Source organism: Leisingera sp. ANG-M7, assembly GCF_000813965.1.
Classification (GTDB): Bacteria; Pseudomonadota; Alphaproteobacteria; order Rhodobacterales; family Rhodobacteraceae; genus Leisingera.
The window spans coordinates 82,247-100,048 of sequence record NZ_JWLI01000016.1; the positions used below are offsets into that span (position 1 = coordinate 82,247).

The window sequence follows — 17,802 nt, forward strand, 5'->3', positions numbered from 1 at the left end:
ATGAGGCAATTGAGAGAGCCCGCCACAGGGCCGCACGGGCAGTACCGGAACAAGCGATGCTTGAGTTTGAAAACGTCAGCAAGTCCTTTTGGACAGGAACCCAGCGCAAGGTTATCCTTGACCGCGTGTCGTTCCGCATTGAACCCGGCAAATCGCTGGGCGTGCTGGCCCCGAACGGCACCGGCAAGACCACCCTGATCAACATGATGGCGGGACTTGAAAAACCCGACGAAGGCGAGATCCGCCGCAACTGCAAGGTGTCCTTTCCGCTGGGCTTCATGGGCGGCGTCATCAGCCGCCTGTCGGCGATGGAGAACTGCCGCTACATTGCCAAGCTCTACGGCCTCGACCCGGATTACGTGGAGGCCTATTGCCGCTGGCTCTGCGGGCTCAAGGAATATTTCGACCAGCCGGTGGGCACCTATTCCTCCGGCATGCGGGCGCGGTTCAGCTTCTCGCTGATGCTGGCGCTGGATTTCGACATCTACCTGATTGACGAAGGCATGCCCTCCACCACCGATGTGGAGTTTAACCGCAAGGCCGGCGAGATCCTGCAGGAACGGCTGCAGACCACCACCATCATCATCGTCTCGCACCAGGCCCAGACACTGGAAAAATTTGCCCGTTCAGCTGCCGTCCTGTTGCAGGGGCAGCTGCACATGTTTGACACTTTGGAAGAAGCGAAACAGCTCTATGACTACGAAACCGAGAGCTAAGAAGTTCCGCATCCGCCGCAGCAGCCCTGCGGACGGCAGCGAGGCCAAGCCGCAGGCGCCGGAGCAGCCTGCCGCGGCAGCCGCAAGGCCTGCGGCGAACGCTGCCGCACCCGCATCCTCCGGTGCCGGGACGTCTGCCCCGCCGCTCTCCGGCATGGTCAGTTCTGCCCGCGAAACCAAGATGGAAACCGATCTAGACGCAATTCGCCAGGAAGGTCTGACCGGCCGTCAGCTGCGCCTGGCGCGGCGGATGGCACAAAAGCACAACCTGCCCGCCACCTCTGATTTTGAGGCGGTGCGGATGCTGCGCGAGCGCGGCATCGACCCGTTCAAACGCGCCAACATGCTGGAACTGGTGGTTCCCCAGAACAAGGCGCAGCCCGCGGGCAGCCCGCCTGCGCCGGGCTCTATCCAGCTGCCGCAGACGGTTCCGTCCAGCCGGAGCAATCTGCCCGCAGCTGAGCTGAGCCCGGCGGAGCGGCGCGCCCGTGAAATCCAGGACATCCAGCGCGACATCGCCCGCCGCCGCCGCCGCAAGCTGTCGCTGCTGGCGGCGCGTCTGGCATTTTTCGTGATGCTGCCGACGCTGGCTGCCGGTTTTTATTTCTATTCGGTGGCCACGCCGATGTACTCCTCCAAATCCGCCTTCCTGGTGCTGCAGGCCGATGGCGGCGCGGGCGGCGGCGTCGGCGGGCTGCTCAGCGGCACCCAGTTTGCCACCAGCCAGGATTCGATCGCGGTGCAGGATTACCTGCAATCCAAGGAGGCGATGCTGCGGCTGGACGCGGAATCCGGCTTCAAGACGCATTTCACCCAGGACTGGCTGGATCCGATCCAGCGCCTGGAAGCGGACCCCACCAACGAGGAGGCCTTTGCCACCTACAAGCGCAACGTGAAGATCGGTTATGACCCCACCGAAGGCGTGGTCCGGATGGAAGTCTCCGCCGCCGACCCCGAAGTGGCCGCGGAGTTTTCCCGCAGGCTGATCTCCTATGCGCAGGAAAAGGTGAATAACCTCTCGCAGCAGAAACGGGCCGACCAGATGGCCGAGTCCGAGGCCGCGCTGACCGCCGCCGAGGAAAAGCGCCGGGCCGCGCAGCACAACCTGGTGGTGCTGCAGCAGCAGGGCGCGGTTCTGGACCCCGAAGGCGTGGTGGCTGCGCTGCGGTCGCAGATCAGCAACTTTGAGATCCAGCTGGAGGAAAAACGGCTGGAACTGGCCGCGCTGCAGGACAATGCGCGCCCCAACCGCGCCAAAGTGTCTGGCGCCGAAGCGGATATCAAACGGCTAAAGGCGGTGATTGCCAGCCTCAACAACCGGATGGTGGATGCCTCCGCCGGCGAAAATTCGCTGGCTAGCCTGCGCATCCAGATTCAGATGGCCCAGGCCGACCTCGCTACCCGCGATCTGATGCTGCAATCGGCCTTGCAGCAAATGGAAACCACCCGCATGGAGGCCAACCGCCAGGTCCGCTACCTGACCACCGCGGTGGAGCCGGTTGCCAGTCAGGAACCCTCCTATCCGCGCAAATTCGAGAATACCGTTTTGGCATTCCTGATCTTTTCCGGTATCTACCTGATGTGTTCGCTCACCGCGTCCATCCTGCGGGAGCAGGTGTCATCGTAAAGCCATCGGGTACCCATGAAAAACATCGATATCGCCGGTCTCACCGTCGGCAATGATCGTCCGCTGACCATCATTGCCGGCCCCTGCCAGCTGGAAACCGCAGACCACGCCCGGATGATTGCCGGGCAGCTCAAGGAAGCCTGCGATAAATCAGGCGCCCAGTTCGTGTTCAAGGCCTCCTATGACAAGGCCAACCGCACCTCGCTCTCGGGCAAGCGCGGGCTGGGCATCGACGAGGGGCTGAAGGTGCTGGACACCATCCGCCGCGAGTTCGGCGTGCCGGTGCTGACCGATGTCCACACTGAGGCGCAATGCGCGGTGGCGGCTGAAGCCGTCGATATCCTGCAGATCCCGGCCTTCCTGTGCCGCCAGACCGACATGCTGCTGGCCGCGGGCAACACCGGCAAGGCCGTGAACATCAAAAAAGGCCAGTTCCTGGCGCCCTGGGACATGGCCAACGTGGTCGCCAAGGTGGAAAGCACCGGCAACCAGAACATCCTGCTGACCGAGCGCGGCACCTCCTTCGGCTACAACACCCTGGTGGCCGACATGCGCTCGCTGCCGCAGATGGCGCAGGGCGGCTACCCCGTGGTGATGGACGCCACCCATTCCGTGCAGCAGCCCGGCGGCAAGGGCGGCTCCACCGGCGGCCAGCGCGAATTTGCGCCGCTGATGGCGCGCGCAGCCGTTTCGCTGGGCATCGCTTCCGTCTTCATCGAGACCCATCAGGACCCGGACAATGCCCCCTCCGACGGGCCGAACATGATTTACCTTGACCAGATGCCGCAGCTGATCGGCAGCCTGATGCGCTTTGATGCGCTGGCCAAGGCCGACCCCATCCGTATTTGATCCAGTAAAGAGATTTCAGACATGACCAAACCGCAGCCTGAGGTGACCCCGAACACCTGGAGCTTCCTGCGTGACGCGATGATCAAGCCCACCGGCTTTCGCGAATATGACGCACGCTGGAAGTACCCGGAGGAGATCAACCTGCCCGGCATGACCGCCCTGGGCCTTGGCCTCGGCACCCAGATGCGCAAGCGCGGCATCGAACCGGTGATCGCGGTGGGCAACGACTACCGCGACTATTCGCTGGCAATCAAGAACGCCCTGATTCTGGGCCTGATGCAGGCCGGTATCCAAGTGAAGGACATCGGCCCGGCGCTGTCGCCGATGGCCTATTTCTCCCAGTTCCACCTGGATGTGCCCGCGGTCGCCATGGTCACCGCCTCGCACAACCCCAACGGCTGGACCGGCGTCAAGATGGGCTTTGACCGCCCGCTGACCCACGGCCCCGACGAGATGGGCGAGCTGCGCGACATCGTGCTGAACGGCGAAGGCCAGCCCGCACCCGGCGGCTCTTACGAGTTCGTGGAAGGCGTCAAGGAAGCTTATCTGGACGACCTGGCAGGCGGCTTCAAAATGTCCCGCCCGCTCAAAGTGGTCTGCGCCACCGGCAACGGCACCGCCTCCGCCTTTGCGCCGGAGCTGTTCAAGCGCATCGGCGTCGAAGTGGTCGAGAGCCACAACGAGCTGGACTACACCTTCCCGCACTACAACCCCAACCCCGAAGCCATGGAGATGCTGCACGACATGTCGGCATCGGTGAAGGCCTCCGGCGCCGATCTGGCGCTTGGCTTTGACGGCGACGGCGACCGCTGCGGCGTGGTCGACGACGAGGGCGAGGAGATCTTTGCCGACAAGGTAGGCGTGATCATGGCCCGCGATCTGTCGAAGCTCTACCCGAACTCCACCTTTGTGGCGGATGTGAAATCCACCGGCCTGTTTGCCTCCGACCCCGAGCTGCAGAAGAACGGTGTGACTGCGGATTACTGGAAGACCGGCCACAGCCACATGAAGCGGCGGGTCAAGGAAATCGGCGCCCTCGCGGGTTTCGAGAAATCCGGCCACTACTTCCTGGCCGAGCCGGTAGGCCGCGGCTATGACTGCGGCATGCGGGTCGCGGTTGAGGTCTGCAAGATGCTGGACCGCAACCCGGACATGTCGATGTCGGACCTGCGCAAAGCGCTGCCCAAGACCTGGTCCACCCCGACCATGTCGCCCTATTGCGCCGATACCGAGAAATACGACGTTCTGGAGCGGCTGGTGCAGAAGCTGGTTGCCAAGCATGAGGCAGGCGAGCTGTTCGCAGGCCGGGCAATCAAGGAAGTCGTGACCGTGAACGGCGCCCGGGTGATCCTCGACAACGGCTCCTGGGGGCTGGTGCGGGCTTCGTCCAACACGCCGAACCTGGTGGTGGTCTGCGAAAGCTCCGACAGCGAAGACGAGATGCGGGCGATCTTTGCCGATATCGACGCGGTGATCCGAACCGAGCCGCTGGTCGGTGACTACGACCAGACCATCTGATCCACCGATCAAGAGGGATTTCGCCTGCTTCGCAGGCGATCCGCGCCCGCCTTCGGCGGGCGCTTTTCTTTTGGCTGAGAAGCGACCTAAGGGCAGGTTTGCCCTAGGTGCGCGTTCCCCAGTTTAAGACGCCTGCAGCCGCGTCAAGGACGCGCCGGGCGTTGCCCGGAGGCCTCGCGGCCTTCCTTGACCCGGCTTCCGGCTGTGGGGCCTCAGTCGCCGCCCAGCAGCTTCAGCAGCTGGTCGCGGGCCTCCTGTTCGATGCGCTGCTTCAACACATCGTTGATGTCCTGGTCCGGCGCGATTTCGGTTTCCAGGTCCAGCTCCTCGGCCAGCTTCTGGCGTACCCGGTCCTTGGCCTCCTGCTCGATCTCGTCGATCTTCGGCTGCAGCGCTTGGCCGAAGTCCGGCCGGATGTCCGGATTGTCCCAGCTGCCCCGGATACGGACCGGGATGGTCAGCACCTGATCGCTGCCCGCCCGCACCAGCTGCGGCGCGAACAGATAGTCGATGTCGCGTGCGCCCAAGCCGATCCGGCCCTTGCCTTCGGCGCGGAACCCCTTGAGCAGCACCAGCAGATCCTGGTTCTGCAGGTTGCCCCCCTCGATCGTGTAGCTGGCCGTCAGCTGGTCGAACACGGTGCTGCCGCCATTGCCGCCTGAGCGCATCAGCTGCTCCAGGTCGAAGCCGGTGAAAAACCCCTTGCCCGCTTCCAGCCAGCCCTTACCGCTAAGGGAGCGCATGATGGCCGCCACCGAATTGCCGGAGCCAAGGAAGTCCAGCGCGCCCAGCGCCTCGCCGTTCAAGCGGTCATAACCGGCGGTCTCCCCCAAAGCGCGCTCCAGCCGGATGCCGTTGAAGGTCAGATTGCCGCCCACTGACAAACCGCCCCGGTTGTTGGCGACCACCTGCCCCTGAACCTGGCCGCCGAACATCGCCGCGGGCAGGAATTTCAGCACTGCGCGGCTGCGCTCCACCGTCAGGTTCAGCTTGCTGGCGCCAAGGTTCACGCCGCCGGTGCGCAGGCTGTCGAAACTCAAGTCCACCGCCGCATCCGCCAGCCCCAGCGCCGAGGCATCAATCGCTTCCTCAGGCCAGCCGCTGGCAGCAGAGGCACCGCCCGCAGTGCCGGACCCGCTGGCAGAACCGCCCTGCCCGCCGGCAAAGCTGCTGAAATCCAGCGCCCCGCCCTGCAGCTGGGCAGTGATCTTTGGGCGGTCCTTGAATTCCACGTCCGCCGCGCCGGTCAGCCGGTTGGCGCCCAGCTCGGCCGCCAGGTCGCGCATCGACAGCCGCCCGTCCGCAGTATAGGTCACATCCGCCGCAAACACCGCCTTCTGCGCCAGCGCATCGGGCAGGAACACCCCCAGCGCCACGCCGGTTTTCAGGGCATCCTGCGCCCCGAAGGTCAGCCGCCCGCTGGCCTCGCCATTGATACCGGCATGGCCGTCAAACCGCCCCTTGCCGCCCGGTGCCGTCACCGTCGCCCCGATCGAGGAAACCTCACCGGCCAGAAACCCCGCAAAGGTGCCGATCTCTGCGTCCACCTGCACCGGCTCCCCCGCCGGGCGTAGGGTGGCCTTTGCACTGGCAGTGCCCGCCGGATCCGGCCACAGCAGGCTGAGGTCGATGTTCTTCATCTCCACCGGCGCGTCGCCGTGGGCTGCATAGCGCAGCGAGGCCCCGGTCAGCTCCACCGCCTCGATCCGGAGCGGCAGCGCCCCGCCGGCTGAGCCGGCGCCGCCGTCAGACGCTGCGCTGCCGTCCTGAGCCCCCCCGGCGCCGCCCATCACCCAGTTGCCAACGCCCTCGGCATTGGTTGCCAGATTGAGATGCGGCAGAATGGCAGAGACCTCGGTGACCCGCACATCGCCCTGCATCAGGTCGGCGGCAGAGACCCCGATGGTCAGCCGTTCGGCCTGCAGCATCGGCTCCGGCCCGGCCCAGTCCGCATTGGAGAGCGTCACCGCATCGGCCTTGACGCCCAGAGTGGGCCAGAAGGTAAAGCGCACCTTGCCGCCAAACGCCAGCTTGCGCCCGGTCTGCGTTTCCAGCTGATCCGCCGCCAGCCGCGCGATCTTCTCGCCCGGCAGCAGCAGCACCAGCCCCGCCAGCAGCACCACCGTCAGAACCAGCGCCGTCACCACCCGGATTATCAGCTTCATCACCCCACTCCTTTATGCCTTGCCCCATGTTCCCCAATGGGTTTTGCGCAGCTTAACTCGTAGGCGGGCGGGTGCAATGCAGGATAATGCTCATAACCCCGGCACGTCTGAGGCAGGGCAGCAAAGTTCCTGGCCAAGTGGCGGCAGAACCACCCTAACCTGGAAGTGCTGGGATCTGGCGTCATAAGTTTGAAAGCCCCGCTCTTCAGGAATCCTTTTCCCGAAAGTCCGCCTTTTACGAAGAGCGGAGCCTGCTTGTTACTGGCTTCACAGCCGGGTCAGAACTCAACCTCTACATTCGGATAGCTCCAAGGAAGAGTAGAGCTCAACCGGCCGGTCAGAACAATTGACGTGGGTTGCGAATAGGTGCCTGTGGCCGCGTCATACGTGGACACACCCTGTGTCACAGTATTGTTGCGCCCTGAGGAGGGCTCGGTGGTCAGCTTGACCACCTTGCCCCGGTATGAACACCGCCAATTCAAAGCAGGCGGCTTACCCCTTTCCGGGAACCTTTCGGCCTGCAAGTACATCGGTGTCTTCACCAGCGCTGGGGTAGTCACGTTTTTTACCGAGACCAAGGTACTGGAAGCTGAACAAACAGCCCCCTTCACCTCAACCCGCTTGCCATCCTCACCGACGGCATAACTCCTGACCAGAGAGGGTTGCGTTTTATACTCGTTCCCCAAGGTGGCCAGGCGGCTGGCCGTGAAAGTTTCTTCAACTGGAAGTGAAGTTGACCCGCACGCAGAAAGTGCAAGAAACGGAACCAAATATTTCCACATCATTCAACGTTCACAAAAACGGCTTCCGGATAGCGCCAGTCGGCGGTGTTTGCCGCAATTGCGGATCCCGTGATGAGGATAAGGTCGGCGACAAGGTTGCCGGAACCGGAAATAATCTGCCCGGGTTTTGCGGCGAGCAGGAACGAGCCGTTGAGATCGCCGGATTTGCAGGAAATGAGAATCGACGGCGGCACACCGCGAGCTTCCAATTTGGCGTCCTGATCGTACTTGGGCAGCACAACCTGCTGCGGCGTAACAACTTCCGCCCGCAGGTGGTCGGAGGTCAGAGTACACTTTGCGCCCCTGATTTCCTTCCTGACGGTTTTGCCGCCACTGCCCTGAACGCTATTGAATACACGGACCGTGGTTTTGGTGTTGCCGTTGCCAAGCCGCTCCTTGGGGGCGCTTGCCAGGAACGCAAAGGAGGCCGGTTCGGATTCAATTTTCAGCGCAGGTTCGCCACAGGCGGTCAGAGAAGCCAGCGCAAGCAGGCAAAAAGCTTTTTTCATCAGGTGTCCCTCAAGTTTTTTGCGCTGGTTTCACAGGTCCGCGCCCTGGTCAATTGTGTATGCTTAAGATTGCTTGCCTGTGGCATTTCTTCCTCTATGCGTGAAACTCCTGAAGTTGTGCCTAGCGTCGCATAACAAGTGTTGATTGCTCCCACACCTGCCCGCAATGGACCGCGGTACAGGCGGCGAAAATGCACTTCCCCGGTGCACAGGGGGTGTACAGGGGGTGCACGCAGGACACCCCCTTTTCCTTGCCTCCTGCCGCATTCCTGATATATGCGCGCGCATGACCAGTTCCCCGTCCAGCAACCCGCCCAGCCTCCGCCCCGACCTTGCCCCGGAACCGCAGTTCCGTGAGGCACCCCGTGACGGCCAGCCGACCCTTGGCATGGTGTCGCTCGGCTGCCCCAAGGCGCTGGTGGACAGCGAGCGGATCCTGACCCGGCTGCGCGCCGAAGGGTACGGCATCTCGCCCGACTACGCCGGGGCTGATGCAGTGATCGTCAACACCTGCGGCTTCCTCGACAGCGCCAAGGCAGAGAGCCTGGAGGCGATCGGTGAAGCGCTGAAGGAAAACGGCAAGGTGATCGTGACCGGCTGCCTGGGCGCCGAGCCGGATTACATCCGCGAGCATCACCCGCGCATCCACGCCGTCACCGGCCCGCACCAGTATGAGCAGGTGCTGGACGCGGTGCATTCCGCGGTGCCACCCAGCCCGAACCCTTACGTGGACCTGCTGCCCGCAGCGGGTGTAAAACTCACCCCCCGCCACTTCAGTTACCTAAAGATTTCAGAGGGCTGCAACCACAAGTGCAAGTTCTGCATCATCCCGGACATGCGCGGCAAGCTGGCGTCGCGCCCGGTGCACGCGGTGCTGCGCGAGGCGGAGAAACTGGTTGAGGCCGGGGTGCGCGAACTCTTGGTGATTTCGCAGGACACCTCCGCCTACGGGCTGGACCGCAAGTATTCCACGCATCCCTGGAAGGGCGCCGACGTGCGCAGCCATGTCCTCGACCTCTCCCGAGAGCTGGGTAAGCTGGCCCCGGCGGAGGATCTGTGGGTGCGGCTGCACTATGTCTACCCCTACCCGCATGTGCGTGAGCTGATCCCGCTGATGGCGGACCCGGAGAACGCGCTGCTGCCCTATCTGGACATCCCCTTCCAGCATGCCCACCCGGATGTGCTGCGCCGCATGGCCCGCCCCGCCGCGGCAGCCAAGACGCTGGACGAGATCAACGCCTGGCGCGCCACCTGCCCGGATATCACCCTGCGCTCCACCTTCATCGTCGGCTTCCCCGGCGAGACCGAGGCTGAGTTCCAGCATCTGCTTGACTGGATGGATGAGGCGCAGCTGGACCGGGTGGGTTGTTTTAAATACGAAAACGTCGACGGCGCGCGCTCCAACGACCTGCCGGACCATGTGCCGGAAGAGGTGAAGCAGGAGCGCTGGGAACGCTTCATGGAGAAGGCGCAGGCGATCTCAGAGGCCAAGCTGGCGGCGAAGGTCGGCCAGACGATGCAGGTTATCGTCGACGACATTGACGAAGACGGCATCGCCACCTGCCGCACCAAATCGGATGCGCCGGAGATCGACGGCAACCTGTTCATTGACGAGGTAACGGACGGGTTGCAGGCCGGTGATCTGGTGACGGTCGAGGTGGACGAGGCGGGAGAGTATGACTTGTGGGGCGTTAGGACCGCCTAAGGCACAACGCGCAGCATTTTCACTGCGCCCGCAGTGCCTCTACCTCAGCTTCCTCTTCAATAGATTGGACACTGGCATCCGTCTGTGGCTCTCGGATTCTTGGTGCAGGTTTCCTCCAAGAAGAAAGATCCTGGCCAATCTCGCGATAGAACTTTGGAACGATCTCCTCAAGCTCCGCAATAAAGTTCGTTTGCTGAGTGAATTTTACCCCCAACCGCTTTGCCACATAGATATGAAAACTGACAACTTGGAGCCCGTTTTTGTCCTTCTCACAGAGATCAGGGTCAGCAATCAATTCCAACAGAGAGAATTGAGTGTCTTCACTGCGGCCGGGCCAAGTCATTCGAACAAAGAGATCATCACTGACTTCGCTCTTCAATTGGCGAAGCAGCCAATTCAATCTTGCCTTAGAAGACTTCTTGTCTTCGGGTGCTCTGAGCGTCATCCCTGCTTCAATCGTCCGGCGATTTAAATCCGCCACGACCTCCAAATTTGCCGCAGCATCTGGTATTTCAAAGCTGACTTGCAGTTGGTGATCTTCCCTTAGTTGGTTCAGTTCATCTTTGTGCCGGTCGGCTGGATTCTTTGCGTGTTTCCGATTCAAACGCTCTCTTACGCTTGTTTCCGTCTGTCTGCTCAAGATTAATGACAGATCTTTAGTTTCCTGATGCCAAGCATCCAATACCGCAATCGCTTCTGAAGACTTGGCAAGTATCTTGCCTCCTGCTGAAACAAGCTTGTTCAGTTCGCTCCATTCTGGCGGCATGCGGTCGAAACCGCGAATACCTGCGCTTTCATGAGTTAAGAAGCGCCTCAATTCATTCAGCAACACACGCTGATCGTCGTCGGCAACACCGTCGTTGCTGATCAGTAAGTCAACCGTTGTCAGGACGAACATCCATGACCAGTGGAAAACCGGGACCTTTGAGCGGCTTCTACGGACATCCTCAAGCGGATGGCTGGCGGGCAATGTCGCAAACTGGTTGGAAATTGTAATGACGCAATCAATCCCGTTGTCCTTTGCCAGGCTGCGGTATTTTTCTATTTGCTCTGCAGTCAGGGGATTATTGCCAATCTTGGCCTCCACCATGGCGCGCCATTCTCGAGAGCCGTTTCTCACGACAATCAGCCCGTCAGGGCGATCTTTGCCTCCCTCTTTCTGACCGTCAAAGACTACCTCCGTGAATGTCTCCACGGTTGTTCGCTTCCCGGTTCGTTGCCCCAAAGACGCTAACAACTCTGATGCAAGTTCCTCAACTTTGGAAAGGCACGCCAAAAGAATTGACGTCGTCCGTCCCTCTTTGGAGTTGTTGGACAACACCGGGAAAAGGCGCGCAGGCTCCCCCTGTTTTAGATATTCTGGTCTGTCCATGATGCCCTCCAAGCCCCTCTCGCAAATTCAGTAAATTCCTATGAATATACAATCTTAGAATGATTTTGCACAACTTATAAGACATTGCAAAGGTTTAGGCAGCACGGACCATTATGGACAAAGTCTACCAGCTAACATTTCGCTCCCTGTCTGCTACGCTCTCCCCAAACCGCAACCAGCCAGGGAGAGCGCCCAGCCATGACAGACACTCCGGAAATCGCCCAGAAAGCCCCCTTCCCCGTCGAGGTGACAGAGGGAAAGACCTATTTCTGGTGCGCCTGCGGCAAGTCCAATCGGCAGCCGTTCTGCGATGGCTCGCACAAGGGCACGGATTTCGAGCCGGTGAAGTATAAGGCGGAGAAGGACGGCAAAGTGTTCTTCTGCGGCTGCAAGCACTCGGGCAAGAAGCCGCTCTGCGACGGCAGCCATTCCAAGCTTTAGGGTCAGGAACCGGACATCAGCCGCTTGAAGACACCGGCGCTGGGGCAGAACTCCGGCACCGCGGGCGCGTCATCGCGGCGGGCGGACAGCCACAGGGCGCAGGACTTGCTGCACCCGGCGCTGCGGCAGCTGGTGACCATGCGGGCATAATCCAGACCGCTGAGGCGGCCTGCCTTCACCGCCGCGTCCAGATCGACGCCTGCGGCCTCTGACACGGCGCGCAACAGCCACAGGTGGCGGAAGATATTGCCAAGGCCCTCTGCCTCCGCTGCCATGTCTTTCATGCGCCGCGGCCCTTCAGCTGCATCAGCTGGTCCGCATTGCGGCAGCCGGGCATCGGCGCACCGGCGCGGGTATTGGCATCCAGAAAGGCCTCGCACTGTGCGGGCGCATCGCAGCCGCGGCAGCGGGTGATCATTGCCGCCCAGTCCTCGTGGCTGATGGCGCCTGAGGCAAAGGCGGCGGACAGGTCAACGCCCGTGGCCTGGCCCATCCGGGACATCAGGCGCAGATGGTAAAGGGGATCGCCCAGCGGCTGCATGGCATCAGCTCCTGTTACGCGTGGCTTTCGTTCAGATAGCCGAGCAGGTCGCGGTTGCGGCAGAAATCCGGGGCATCAGCGCCCGGGCGCTGGCCCTCTGCCAGCCATTTGCGGCAGGCGCCGACGCCGCCGCAGCGGGTGCAGCGCAGCACCGCCTCGGCAATCTCGTCAAAACGCAGGGTGCCGGCCACGGCCTCTTCCTCCAGGTCCAGCCCGACGGAGCAGGCCATCCGGTCGAACAGTTCGGCGTGGGTTTTCAGGTCAGCTTCGGCGGTCATCGCGCATACCCCGTAATCATGCATTGCCGGGGCAGCTTAGCCGCTGGCGGCGGCGCGGGATTTGACTCAGGTCAACCAGCGGGAAATTTCAGGCCGGATTCCCGCCCCGGTGGTCCAGATAGGCGCGCACCGCGTCCTGCACCCGGCGGAAACGGTCACCGCCCAGTTTTTTGCCGCCGTACCAGCGGGTGACGATAATGACGTGATCGGTGATCCCTTCCCGCTCCAGCATCCGCAGAATCACCATGCCTGCGCCGCTTTCGCCGTCGTCGGCCTTAAGCCCGCCGGTGGGCAGCATTGCCGCCCAGGTGTTGTGGGTCGCCTTGGCGTAGGCGCGCTCAGACTTCAGCTCCGCCAGCACCGCATCCACCTCCTCGCGCGAGGCCACCTGCGCGCTGGTGACCGCGTATTTGGAGCCGCGGTCAGTCAGCACCACGCCGAGCTTTTCCAGCGCGGGGGCGGAGGTGTCCCTGGCAGCCACGGTCAGTTCAGGTTGTTGCGGTCGATGGTCGCCTGCACCACCCGCACCCGGTCCGGGTTGGCCGGGTGGGTGCCCAGGAAGCGATCGCCCGGATCCGGCAAGCGGTTGAAGAAGCGCACGCCGACGCTGGGCCGGTAGCCGGACTTGTGGGTGATGATGGTGCCCAGCTCATCCGCCTCCAGCTCAAAATCCTTGGAATAGGTGCGGGCGCCGACAAAGCCGCCGATATCCTGCGCGGTTGACACGCTGGCAGACCCGCCCCCCGCCAGCGCGGTGATCAGCCCGGCGCCAACGCTGACCAGAGCCGAGTTCTGCGCCTGCCGCGCCAGGTGGCCGCGGATGTGGTGGGCGGCTTCATGCGACATCACAAAGGCCAGCTCATCATGGTTGGCGATCTGCCCCAGCATCCGCCGGGTGAAGGTGATCACCGGGCGGCCGTTGCGGTCCAGGCTTTGGTAGGCGTTTGGGGCTGCGTTCGGGTTCGGGTCGATGCGGATCAGGAAATCGCAGTTCAAGCCCTGAGTGCGGCTGCGGCATTCGCGCTCCGCCACCGGCTCCACCCGGCGGGTGACCGCGGCAAAGGCACTGCTTGCCTCACCTGGCGCCAGCCCCTGCACCGGCTGCTGCGGTGCGGTCCGGACAGGCTGGGGCGCGGGTTCCACCACCATGTTGCAGGCGCTGGCAGTCAGGGCGATGAGACACAGAAAACGGCGCATGGCACATCCTATTGCAATTCGTCCGCACCGTACCGCGCAAGCCTTGGGGAAGGCAATTGCCCGGCGGCGGAAGTTCGCCGTTACATTGGTATGATCATGTGCATTTGCAAGGCCTTGCCAGCAGGCGGTGCGCGGTGCAGGCTGGGGGCATGTTTACCATCGAACATGAATTCGACTCGACGGTCATCACCCTTGTTGACGAGAACGGCGTTCCGCTCAACGAGGATGTGACCATCAATTCCTTTGCCGAATGCGTCACGGTTGAGCAATACGACCCGCGCACCGACAGCGTACAGAAGATCACCCTCTCGCACCTGCAGGTGCGGGATCTCGCCGCAGCCCTTGACCTGCCCGAAGGCGTCTACCGCCTGGTTGGCGAAGACTAGCGCTCAGGACCCTGTCTCTCAGGCCGGCCCGGTATAGGCAAACACCTTGTCCCGGGAGGTTGCGCCCCGGCGCAATTCCAGGTTCGACGCCGCCGTCCCCATCGCCGTGGCCAGCAGGCTGCGTATAGCTTCAGTCGCCTTGCCGTTCTCCGGCGCCGCGGTGACAGAGACCTTCAGCGCGCCCTCTGCTTGCACGATTGTATTGCGCGCCGCCTTGGGCGTGGCGCGCACCGCAATCTCCGCGCCCGGAACGCACAAATGGCTCAGATCCGGCAGGTCTTTCTTTCTTGGCTTCCCCATGCAGCAACACATGCCCTGTGCAGTCGGCAAAAGCCATAGACTTTGCCATCCTCCCGCAGCTATCACCCGCACAGCGAAACCCAAGCCCCGCCGCCTGCTGCATTTCCGGCACAGATGGCACGCAAGGCCCATTGGCTCTTGAAAAAACGCCCCCAGCTGCCGAGATAGGCAGCAACAGATGTAAAAAGGTTTCACATATGCCTGCACGCAATGACGCAGCCCTTGAATTTCTTCTGTCGCGCCGCTCCCGCCCGGCCAAGACGCTGGTGGCGCCCGCCCCCACGCGCGAGGAGCTGCTGCCGATCCTGACCGCCGCCGCCCGCTCCCCCGATCACGGCAAGCTGGAGCCCTGGCGCTTTGTCGTGGTGGAGCAGCCCGCGATGGCGCGGCTGGCGGAGCTGACCGAAGAGACCGGCCAGCGCCTCGAAAAAAGCCCGGAGGATACCGCCAAGGGCCGCAGCCAGTTCGACCAGGGCCAGCTCGCCGTGGTGGTGGTTGAGGTGCAAAAGGACAGCCCCAAGGTGCCCGCCATTGAGCAGACCTATTCCGCCGGCGCCGTCTGCCTGGCGCTGCTGAACGCTGCGCTGGCCGCCGGCTGGGGCGCCAACTGGCTGACCGGCTGGGCAAGCCATGACCGTGGCTTCTGCAAAGCTGCGTTTGGCCTGGCGGACAATGAACGCATCGCCGGCATCATCCACATCGCCACCGAAAGCTCTGCCCCGCCGGAGCGCCCGCGCCCCGACCTCGACGCAATCACAACCTGGATGAGCGCATGATCTTTACCGCCTTTTTTAAGACCCTCGGCCAGACCGGCGACCCGCGCTTCCGCAAGGTGCTGTTTCTGGGGCTGGGGCTGACCATTGCCCTGCTGATCGCGGCCTGTGTGGGTTTCTATCTGCTGGTGCAGTGGCTGGTGGGGCCGGAGGCAGCCTTGCCGCTCCTGGGGGAAGTCACTTGGCTGGACGACATTCTGTCCGTCGGCTCGGTTTTCCTGGTACTGCTGTTATCTGTGTTCCTGATGATCCCGGTGGCTTCGGCCTTCACCTCGATGTTCCTGGACGAAGTTGCTCAGGCGGTGGAAGACAAACACTACCCGGCTCTGCCCCCGGCGGCCAAGGTGCCGTTCTGGGACGCGGTCAAGGACACGGTGAACTTCCTCGGCCTGCTGATCGCGGCCAACATCCTGGCGCTGTTCCTTTATGTGATGTTCCCGCCCGCGGCGCTGTTCATCTTCTGGGGTCTCAATGGCTTCCTCTTGGGCCGGGAATACTTCACCCTTGCTGCCGCGCGCCGCGTCGGCACGGCTGAGGCCAAGAAACTGCGCCGACGCCACTCCACCACCATCTGGGCTGCGGGCACGCTGATGGCGGTGCCGCTGTCGGTGCCGCTGGTGAACCTGGTAATCCCGATCCTGGGCGCCGCCACCTTCACCCATATCTACCACGCGCTGGCGCGCAGATAAGCCGGCGGCGCGCTCCGGCCTGCGCCGGGTCAAGGCCGGCCTAAGCCGCCGCGCGGCACGCGCGGTTCAGCCTTGACGCGGCGGAGGCCTGAGTACACTCGAACTGGAGTCTTTAAGTGCAGGACTGCACTTAAAGCGCTTCTCAGCAAATTGCTTCTGACTGCCTATTGGCACCCCGGCCCGCTCCAGCCCGCCGGGCTGGCCGCAACCGCGCCGCGCAGCCGCGCGGCGCCACGCCCAACCGGTCCCGAGGCATGGCAATACTTCCCCGGATCAGGCGGGAGATTCTGCTGTTTCGCTTATCAGATGCTGGCGCAGATCACTGCCGTTCCGGCAGCATCCCCATCCAGTCGAAATCATGCACCGAGATCACGCCGGAGATGATGATCGCGCAGACGACAGCCCACAGAACTGCGGCGACGCCGGTGGTGATCCAGGCCTTCTGCTTCAGGAAGTGCTTTTCCGGGGCGCCTGCATGGGTGCCGGGCACCACTTCGCCCTTGTCGCCCTGGGTCTCCAGCCGGATCGGGATGATCACCAGAAAGGTCATGAACCAGATCACCGCATAAAGCACGATTGCGGATGTAATGCCCATCTGTCTGGCCTCCCGGAATTGCCCTGTCCCGCAGCCGGGACAGGGTGCTCATAGCGTCAAACTTCTTCGAGTTCCACCAGGCAGCCGTTGAAATCCTTGGGGTGCAGGAACAGAACCGGCTTACCATGGGCCCCGATTTTCGGCTCGCCAGAGCCCAGCACCCGCGCGCCTTCGGCCTGCAGGTGGTCGCGGGCCGCCAGGATGTCCTCGACCTCATAGCAGACATGGTGGATGCCGCCGGCCGGGTTCTTCTCCAGAAAGCCGTTGATGGGGGAGTTCTCTCCCAGCGGATACAACAGCTCGATCTTGGTGTTGGGCAGTTCGATGAACACCACGGTGACGCCGTGATCCGGCTCATCCTGCGGGTCGCCCACCTTGGCCCCCAGCGCGTTGCGGTACTGCGCGGATGCAGCCTCCAGGTCGGGGACAGCAATGGCAACATGGTTCAGTCGGCCGATCATCTCTTTCGTGCTCCTCTCACAGAAATTCCTCGGCTCCGGTTATGGGCCGGATGCTGCGCCGCGGCAAGTGCGCCAATCCGCACGGCAGGTGCCTGCGGGCACCGGCGCGCGCGGCGTTAACGAGTAATTAGCCTCGATTCCCTAGCGTCGGATCATATCCCGCAAGGAGCATATGTCATGGACGATTCGGAACTGTTTGCTGCTGCCCAGCGCCTGCCCACCACCCGCCGCCCGCTTCTGGGGCTGACCATCCTGGTGGTGGAAGACAGCCGCTTTGCCTGCGAGGCGCTTCGCCTTCTGTGCCTGCGCAGCGGTGCCCGGATCCGGCGCGCCGATTGCTTGAAGTCCGCCCGCCGCCACCTTCAGGTCTACCGGCCCTCGGTACTGATCGCCGATGTCGGGCTGCCGGACGGCTCCGGCCTTGACCTGATCCGCGAACTCGCGGACGCCAGCCCGCGCCCCAGCGTGATCCTCGCCACTTCCGGCGATTCCAGCCTGTCGGAGACCGCGATTGAGGCCGGCGCTGCAGGTTTCCTGGAAAAGCCGATCACCTCGCTGGCCGCTTTCCAGCAGGCGGTGCTTTCCAGCATGCCCGCCGATCGCCAGCCTTCCGGCCCGCGCGCGCTCAGCGATGAAACCGTGGAACCGGACCTGATTGCTTTCCGCGACGACATGGCCCATGCCGCTGATGTTCTGAACATGGGGCAGGAGGAAAAGACCTTGGCCTACCTGGCGCAGTTCGTGGGCGGCGTTGCCCGCAGCGCCGGCGACCGGCCGCTGGCCGATGCTGCCGACCGGCTGGCCCGCTCACGTCAGAAGGGCAAACCGCTAACCCAGGACGCCGCCACGCTTGCCGGATTGGTGCAGGAGCGGCTGCAGCGCCGCGCGGCGATCTGAT

At 63.0% G+C, this 17,802-nt stretch carries 22 protein-coding genes; 10 read left to right on the top strand and 12 right to left on the bottom strand.

Annotated elements, in window-relative coordinates:
- Positions 1 to 56 precede the first annotated feature (56 nt).
- The 4 genes from RA26_RS17100 to RA26_RS17115 are packed head-to-tail and all read left to right on the top strand — an operon-like array spanning position 57 to position 4,710.
- Positions 57 to 716 (top strand): ABC transporter ATP-binding protein, encoded by a 660-nt coding sequence (locus tag RA26_RS17100; protein ID WP_039185658.1) that lies wholly within the window; start codon positions 57 to 59, stop codon positions 714 to 716.
- Positions 694 to 2,343, top strand: a complete 1,650-nt coding sequence (locus RA26_RS17105; RefSeq protein ID WP_039185660.1) for a capsule biosynthesis protein — start codon at positions 694 to 696, stop codon at positions 2,341 to 2,343. Before RA26_RS17100 ends, RA26_RS17105 begins: the two co-directional genes overlap by 23 nt.
- A 15-nt stretch (positions 2,344 to 2,358) precedes the next feature.
- Complete coding sequence (kdsA, locus tag RA26_RS17110) at positions 2,359 to 3,192, top strand: 3-deoxy-8-phosphooctulonate synthase (protein WP_039185663.1); 834 nt, start codon at positions 2,359 to 2,361, stop codon at positions 3,190 to 3,192.
- Positions 3,193 to 3,213: 21 nt separating this feature from the next.
- Positions 3,214 to 4,710 carry a phosphomannomutase/phosphoglucomutase gene (locus RA26_RS17115; RefSeq protein WP_039185665.1) on the top strand — a complete coding sequence of 499 codons (1,497 nt, stop codon included), beginning with the start codon at positions 3,214 to 3,216 and terminating at the stop codon, positions 4,708 to 4,710.
- A 212-nt stretch (positions 4,711 to 4,922) separates the two neighbouring features.
- Here the strand turns inward: RA26_RS17115 and RA26_RS17120 are convergent, their stop codons facing one another.
- The 3 genes from RA26_RS17120 to RA26_RS17125 all read right to left on the bottom strand — a co-directional run bounded on the left by RA26_RS17120 (position 4,923) and on the right by RA26_RS17125 (position 8,166).
- Positions 4,923 to 6,875: an AsmA family protein gene (locus RA26_RS17120; protein WP_039185667.1), complete on the bottom strand. Its 1,953-nt coding sequence runs from the start codon at positions 6,873 to 6,875 to the stop codon at positions 4,923 to 4,925.
- 278 nt (positions 6,876 to 7,153) lie between these two features.
- Entirely contained in the window at positions 7,154 to 7,660 is a 507-nt protein-coding gene (locus RA26_RS22755; protein ID WP_152612653.1) for a hypothetical protein, read from the bottom strand.
- Positions 7,657 to 8,166 (bottom strand): hypothetical protein, encoded by a 510-nt coding sequence (locus tag RA26_RS17125; RefSeq protein ID WP_039185670.1) that lies wholly within the window; start codon positions 8,164 to 8,166, stop codon positions 7,657 to 7,659. Before RA26_RS17125 ends, RA26_RS22755 begins: the two co-directional genes overlap by 4 nt.
- Positions 8,167 to 8,452: 286 nt before the next feature.
- Between RA26_RS17125 and rimO the strand changes: the two genes are divergently transcribed.
- The gene (gene rimO / locus RA26_RS17130; protein ID WP_039185672.1) at positions 8,453 to 9,871 is read left to right on the top strand and encodes a 30S ribosomal protein S12 methylthiotransferase RimO; all 1,419 of its coding nucleotides are present in this window, start codon (positions 8,453 to 8,455) and stop codon (positions 9,869 to 9,871) included.
- 19 nt (positions 9,872 to 9,890) lie between these two features.
- Here rimO and RA26_RS17135 read toward each other — a convergent pair whose 3' ends face one another.
- Positions 9,891 to 11,243, bottom strand: coding sequence for a hypothetical protein (locus RA26_RS17135; RefSeq protein WP_241482676.1), 1,353 nt, complete (start codon positions 11,241 to 11,243; stop codon positions 9,891 to 9,893).
- 198 nt (positions 11,244 to 11,441) lie between these two features.
- Here RA26_RS17135 and RA26_RS17140 point away from each other — a divergent pair, with 198 nt between their 5' ends.
- Positions 11,442 to 11,684 carry a CDGSH iron-sulfur domain-containing protein gene (locus RA26_RS17140; RefSeq protein WP_039185674.1) on the top strand — a complete coding sequence of 81 codons (243 nt, stop codon included), beginning with the start codon at positions 11,442 to 11,444 and terminating at the stop codon, positions 11,682 to 11,684.
- A gap of 2 nt (positions 11,685 to 11,686) precedes the next feature.
- Here RA26_RS17140 and RA26_RS17145 read toward each other — a convergent pair whose 3' ends face one another.
- The 5 genes from RA26_RS17145 to RA26_RS17165 form a co-directional block, all read right to left on the bottom strand.
- Positions 11,687 to 11,968: a DUF6455 family protein gene (locus RA26_RS17145; protein ID WP_039185676.1), complete on the bottom strand. Its 282-nt coding sequence runs from the start codon at positions 11,966 to 11,968 to the stop codon at positions 11,687 to 11,689.
- A complete protein-coding gene (locus RA26_RS17150) occupies positions 11,965 to 12,225 on the bottom strand; it encodes a DUF6455 family protein (protein ID WP_039185678.1) in 261 nt (86 codons plus the stop codon). Before RA26_RS17150 ends, RA26_RS17145 begins: the two co-directional genes overlap by 4 nt.
- Positions 12,226 to 12,239: 14 nt before the next feature.
- Positions 12,240 to 12,503, bottom strand: coding sequence for a DUF6455 family protein (locus RA26_RS17155; protein WP_039185680.1), 264 nt, complete (start codon positions 12,501 to 12,503; stop codon positions 12,240 to 12,242).
- 88 nt (positions 12,504 to 12,591) lie between these two features.
- Positions 12,592 to 12,984, bottom strand: a complete 393-nt coding sequence (locus tag RA26_RS17160) for a YigZ family protein (protein ID WP_193747633.1) — start codon at positions 12,982 to 12,984, stop codon at positions 12,592 to 12,594.
- 2 nt (positions 12,985 to 12,986) lie between these two features.
- Positions 12,987 to 13,700, bottom strand: a complete 714-nt coding sequence (locus tag RA26_RS17165; protein WP_039185682.1) for a M48 family metalloprotease — start codon at positions 13,698 to 13,700, stop codon at positions 12,987 to 12,989.
- Positions 13,701 to 13,849: 149 nt separating this feature from the next.
- Here RA26_RS17165 and RA26_RS17170 point away from each other — a divergent pair, with 149 nt between their 5' ends.
- Positions 13,850 to 14,086, top strand: coding sequence for a hypothetical protein (locus RA26_RS17170; RefSeq protein ID WP_039185684.1), 237 nt, complete (start codon positions 13,850 to 13,852; stop codon positions 14,084 to 14,086).
- 18 nt (positions 14,087 to 14,104) lie between these two features.
- Here RA26_RS17170 and RA26_RS17175 read toward each other — a convergent pair whose 3' ends face one another.
- Entirely contained in the window at positions 14,105 to 14,386 is a 282-nt protein-coding gene (locus RA26_RS17175) for a DUF167 domain-containing protein (RefSeq protein ID WP_039185686.1), read from the bottom strand.
- A gap of 197 nt (positions 14,387 to 14,583) precedes the next feature.
- Here RA26_RS17175 and RA26_RS17180 point away from each other — a divergent pair, with 197 nt between their 5' ends.
- Both RA26_RS17180 and RA26_RS17185 read left to right on the top strand, forming a co-directional pair.
- Positions 14,584 to 15,162 (top strand): nitroreductase family protein, encoded by a 579-nt coding sequence (locus RA26_RS17180; protein WP_039185689.1) that lies wholly within the window; start codon positions 14,584 to 14,586, stop codon positions 15,160 to 15,162.
- Positions 15,159 to 15,848 (top strand): EI24 domain-containing protein, encoded by a 690-nt coding sequence (locus RA26_RS17185; RefSeq protein ID WP_039185691.1) that lies wholly within the window; start codon positions 15,159 to 15,161, stop codon positions 15,846 to 15,848. Before RA26_RS17180 ends, RA26_RS17185 begins: the two co-directional genes overlap by 4 nt.
- Before the next feature lie 319 nt (positions 15,849 to 16,167).
- On the opposite strand, the gene RA26_RS17190 is transcribed toward RA26_RS17185, so the two are convergent.
- A complete protein-coding gene (locus RA26_RS17190; protein WP_039185692.1) occupies positions 16,168 to 16,443 on the bottom strand; it encodes a DUF1467 family protein in 276 nt (91 codons plus the stop codon).
- A gap of 56 nt (positions 16,444 to 16,499) precedes the next feature.
- A complete protein-coding gene (gene mce / locus RA26_RS17195; RefSeq protein WP_019296058.1) occupies positions 16,500 to 16,904 on the bottom strand; it encodes a methylmalonyl-CoA epimerase in 405 nt (134 codons plus the stop codon).
- Between the two features lie 177 nt (positions 16,905 to 17,081).
- On the opposite strand from mce, the gene RA26_RS17200 reads away from it, so the two are divergent.
- On the top strand, positions 17,082 to 17,801 hold the full coding sequence (locus tag RA26_RS17200) for a response regulator (RefSeq protein WP_039185695.1): 720 nt from the start codon (positions 17,082 to 17,084) through the stop codon (positions 17,799 to 17,801).
- The last annotated feature ends 1 nt before the right edge of the window (position 17,802 follow it).

Bases quoted from the DNA above. Each gene is read 5' to 3' on its own strand.
- kdsA (WP_039185663.1), top strand. From the start codon at position 2,359: ATGAAAAACATCGATATCGCCGGTCTCACCGTCGGCAATGATCGTCCG.
- RA26_RS17170 (WP_039185684.1), top strand. From the start codon at position 13,850: ATGTTTACCATCGAACATGAATTCGACTCGACGGTCATCACCCTTGTT.
- RA26_RS17115 (WP_039185665.1), top strand. From the start codon at position 3,214: ATGACCAAACCGCAGCCTGAGGTGACCCCGAACACCTGGAGCTTCCTG.
- RA26_RS17125 (WP_039185670.1), bottom strand. From the start codon at position 8,166: ATGAAAAAAGCTTTTTGCCTGCTTGCGCTGGCTTCTCTGACCGCCTGT.
- RA26_RS17100 (WP_039185658.1), top strand. From the start codon at position 57: ATGCTTGAGTTTGAAAACGTCAGCAAGTCCTTTTGGACAGGAACCCAG.
- RA26_RS17185 (WP_039185691.1), top strand. From the start codon at position 15,159: ATGATCTTTACCGCCTTTTTTAAGACCCTCGGCCAGACCGGCGACCCG.
- RA26_RS17190 (WP_039185692.1), bottom strand. From the start codon at position 16,443: ATGGGCATTACATCCGCAATCGTGCTTTATGCGGTGATCTGGTTCATG.
- RA26_RS17150 (WP_039185678.1), bottom strand. From the start codon at position 12,225: ATGCAGCCGCTGGGCGATCCCCTTTACCATCTGCGCCTGATGTCCCGG.
- RA26_RS17155 (WP_039185680.1), bottom strand. From the start codon at position 12,503: ATGACCGCCGAAGCTGACCTGAAAACCCACGCCGAACTGTTCGACCGG.
- mce (WP_019296058.1), bottom strand. From the start codon at position 16,904: ATGATCGGCCGACTGAACCATGTTGCCATTGCTGTCCCCGACCTGGAG.
- RA26_RS17120 (WP_039185667.1), bottom strand. From the start codon at position 6,875: ATGAAGCTGATAATCCGGGTGGTGACGGCGCTGGTTCTGACGGTGGTG.
- RA26_RS17180 (WP_039185689.1), top strand. From the start codon at position 14,584: ATGCCTGCACGCAATGACGCAGCCCTTGAATTTCTTCTGTCGCGCCGC.
- RA26_RS17135 (WP_241482676.1), bottom strand. From the start codon at position 11,243: ATGGACAGACCAGAATATCTAAAACAGGGGGAGCCTGCGCGCCTTTTC.
- RA26_RS17140 (WP_039185674.1), top strand. From the start codon at position 11,442: ATGACAGACACTCCGGAAATCGCCCAGAAAGCCCCCTTCCCCGTCGAG.
- RA26_RS17145 (WP_039185676.1), bottom strand. From the start codon at position 11,968: ATGAAAGACATGGCAGCGGAGGCAGAGGGCCTTGGCAATATCTTCCGC.
- RA26_RS17105 (WP_039185660.1), top strand. From the start codon at position 694: ATGACTACGAAACCGAGAGCTAAGAAGTTCCGCATCCGCCGCAGCAGC.
- RA26_RS17175 (WP_039185686.1), bottom strand. From the start codon at position 14,386: ATGGGGAAGCCAAGAAAGAAAGACCTGCCGGATCTGAGCCATTTGTGC.
- rimO (WP_039185672.1), top strand. From the start codon at position 8,453: ATGACCAGTTCCCCGTCCAGCAACCCGCCCAGCCTCCGCCCCGACCTT.
- RA26_RS17200 (WP_039185695.1), top strand. From the start codon at position 17,082: ATGGACGATTCGGAACTGTTTGCTGCTGCCCAGCGCCTGCCCACCACC.
- RA26_RS17165 (WP_039185682.1), bottom strand. From the start codon at position 13,700: ATGCGCCGTTTTCTGTGTCTCATCGCCCTGACTGCCAGCGCCTGCAAC.
- RA26_RS22755 (WP_152612653.1), bottom strand. From the start codon at position 7,660: ATGATGTGGAAATATTTGGTTCCGTTTCTTGCACTTTCTGCGTGCGGG.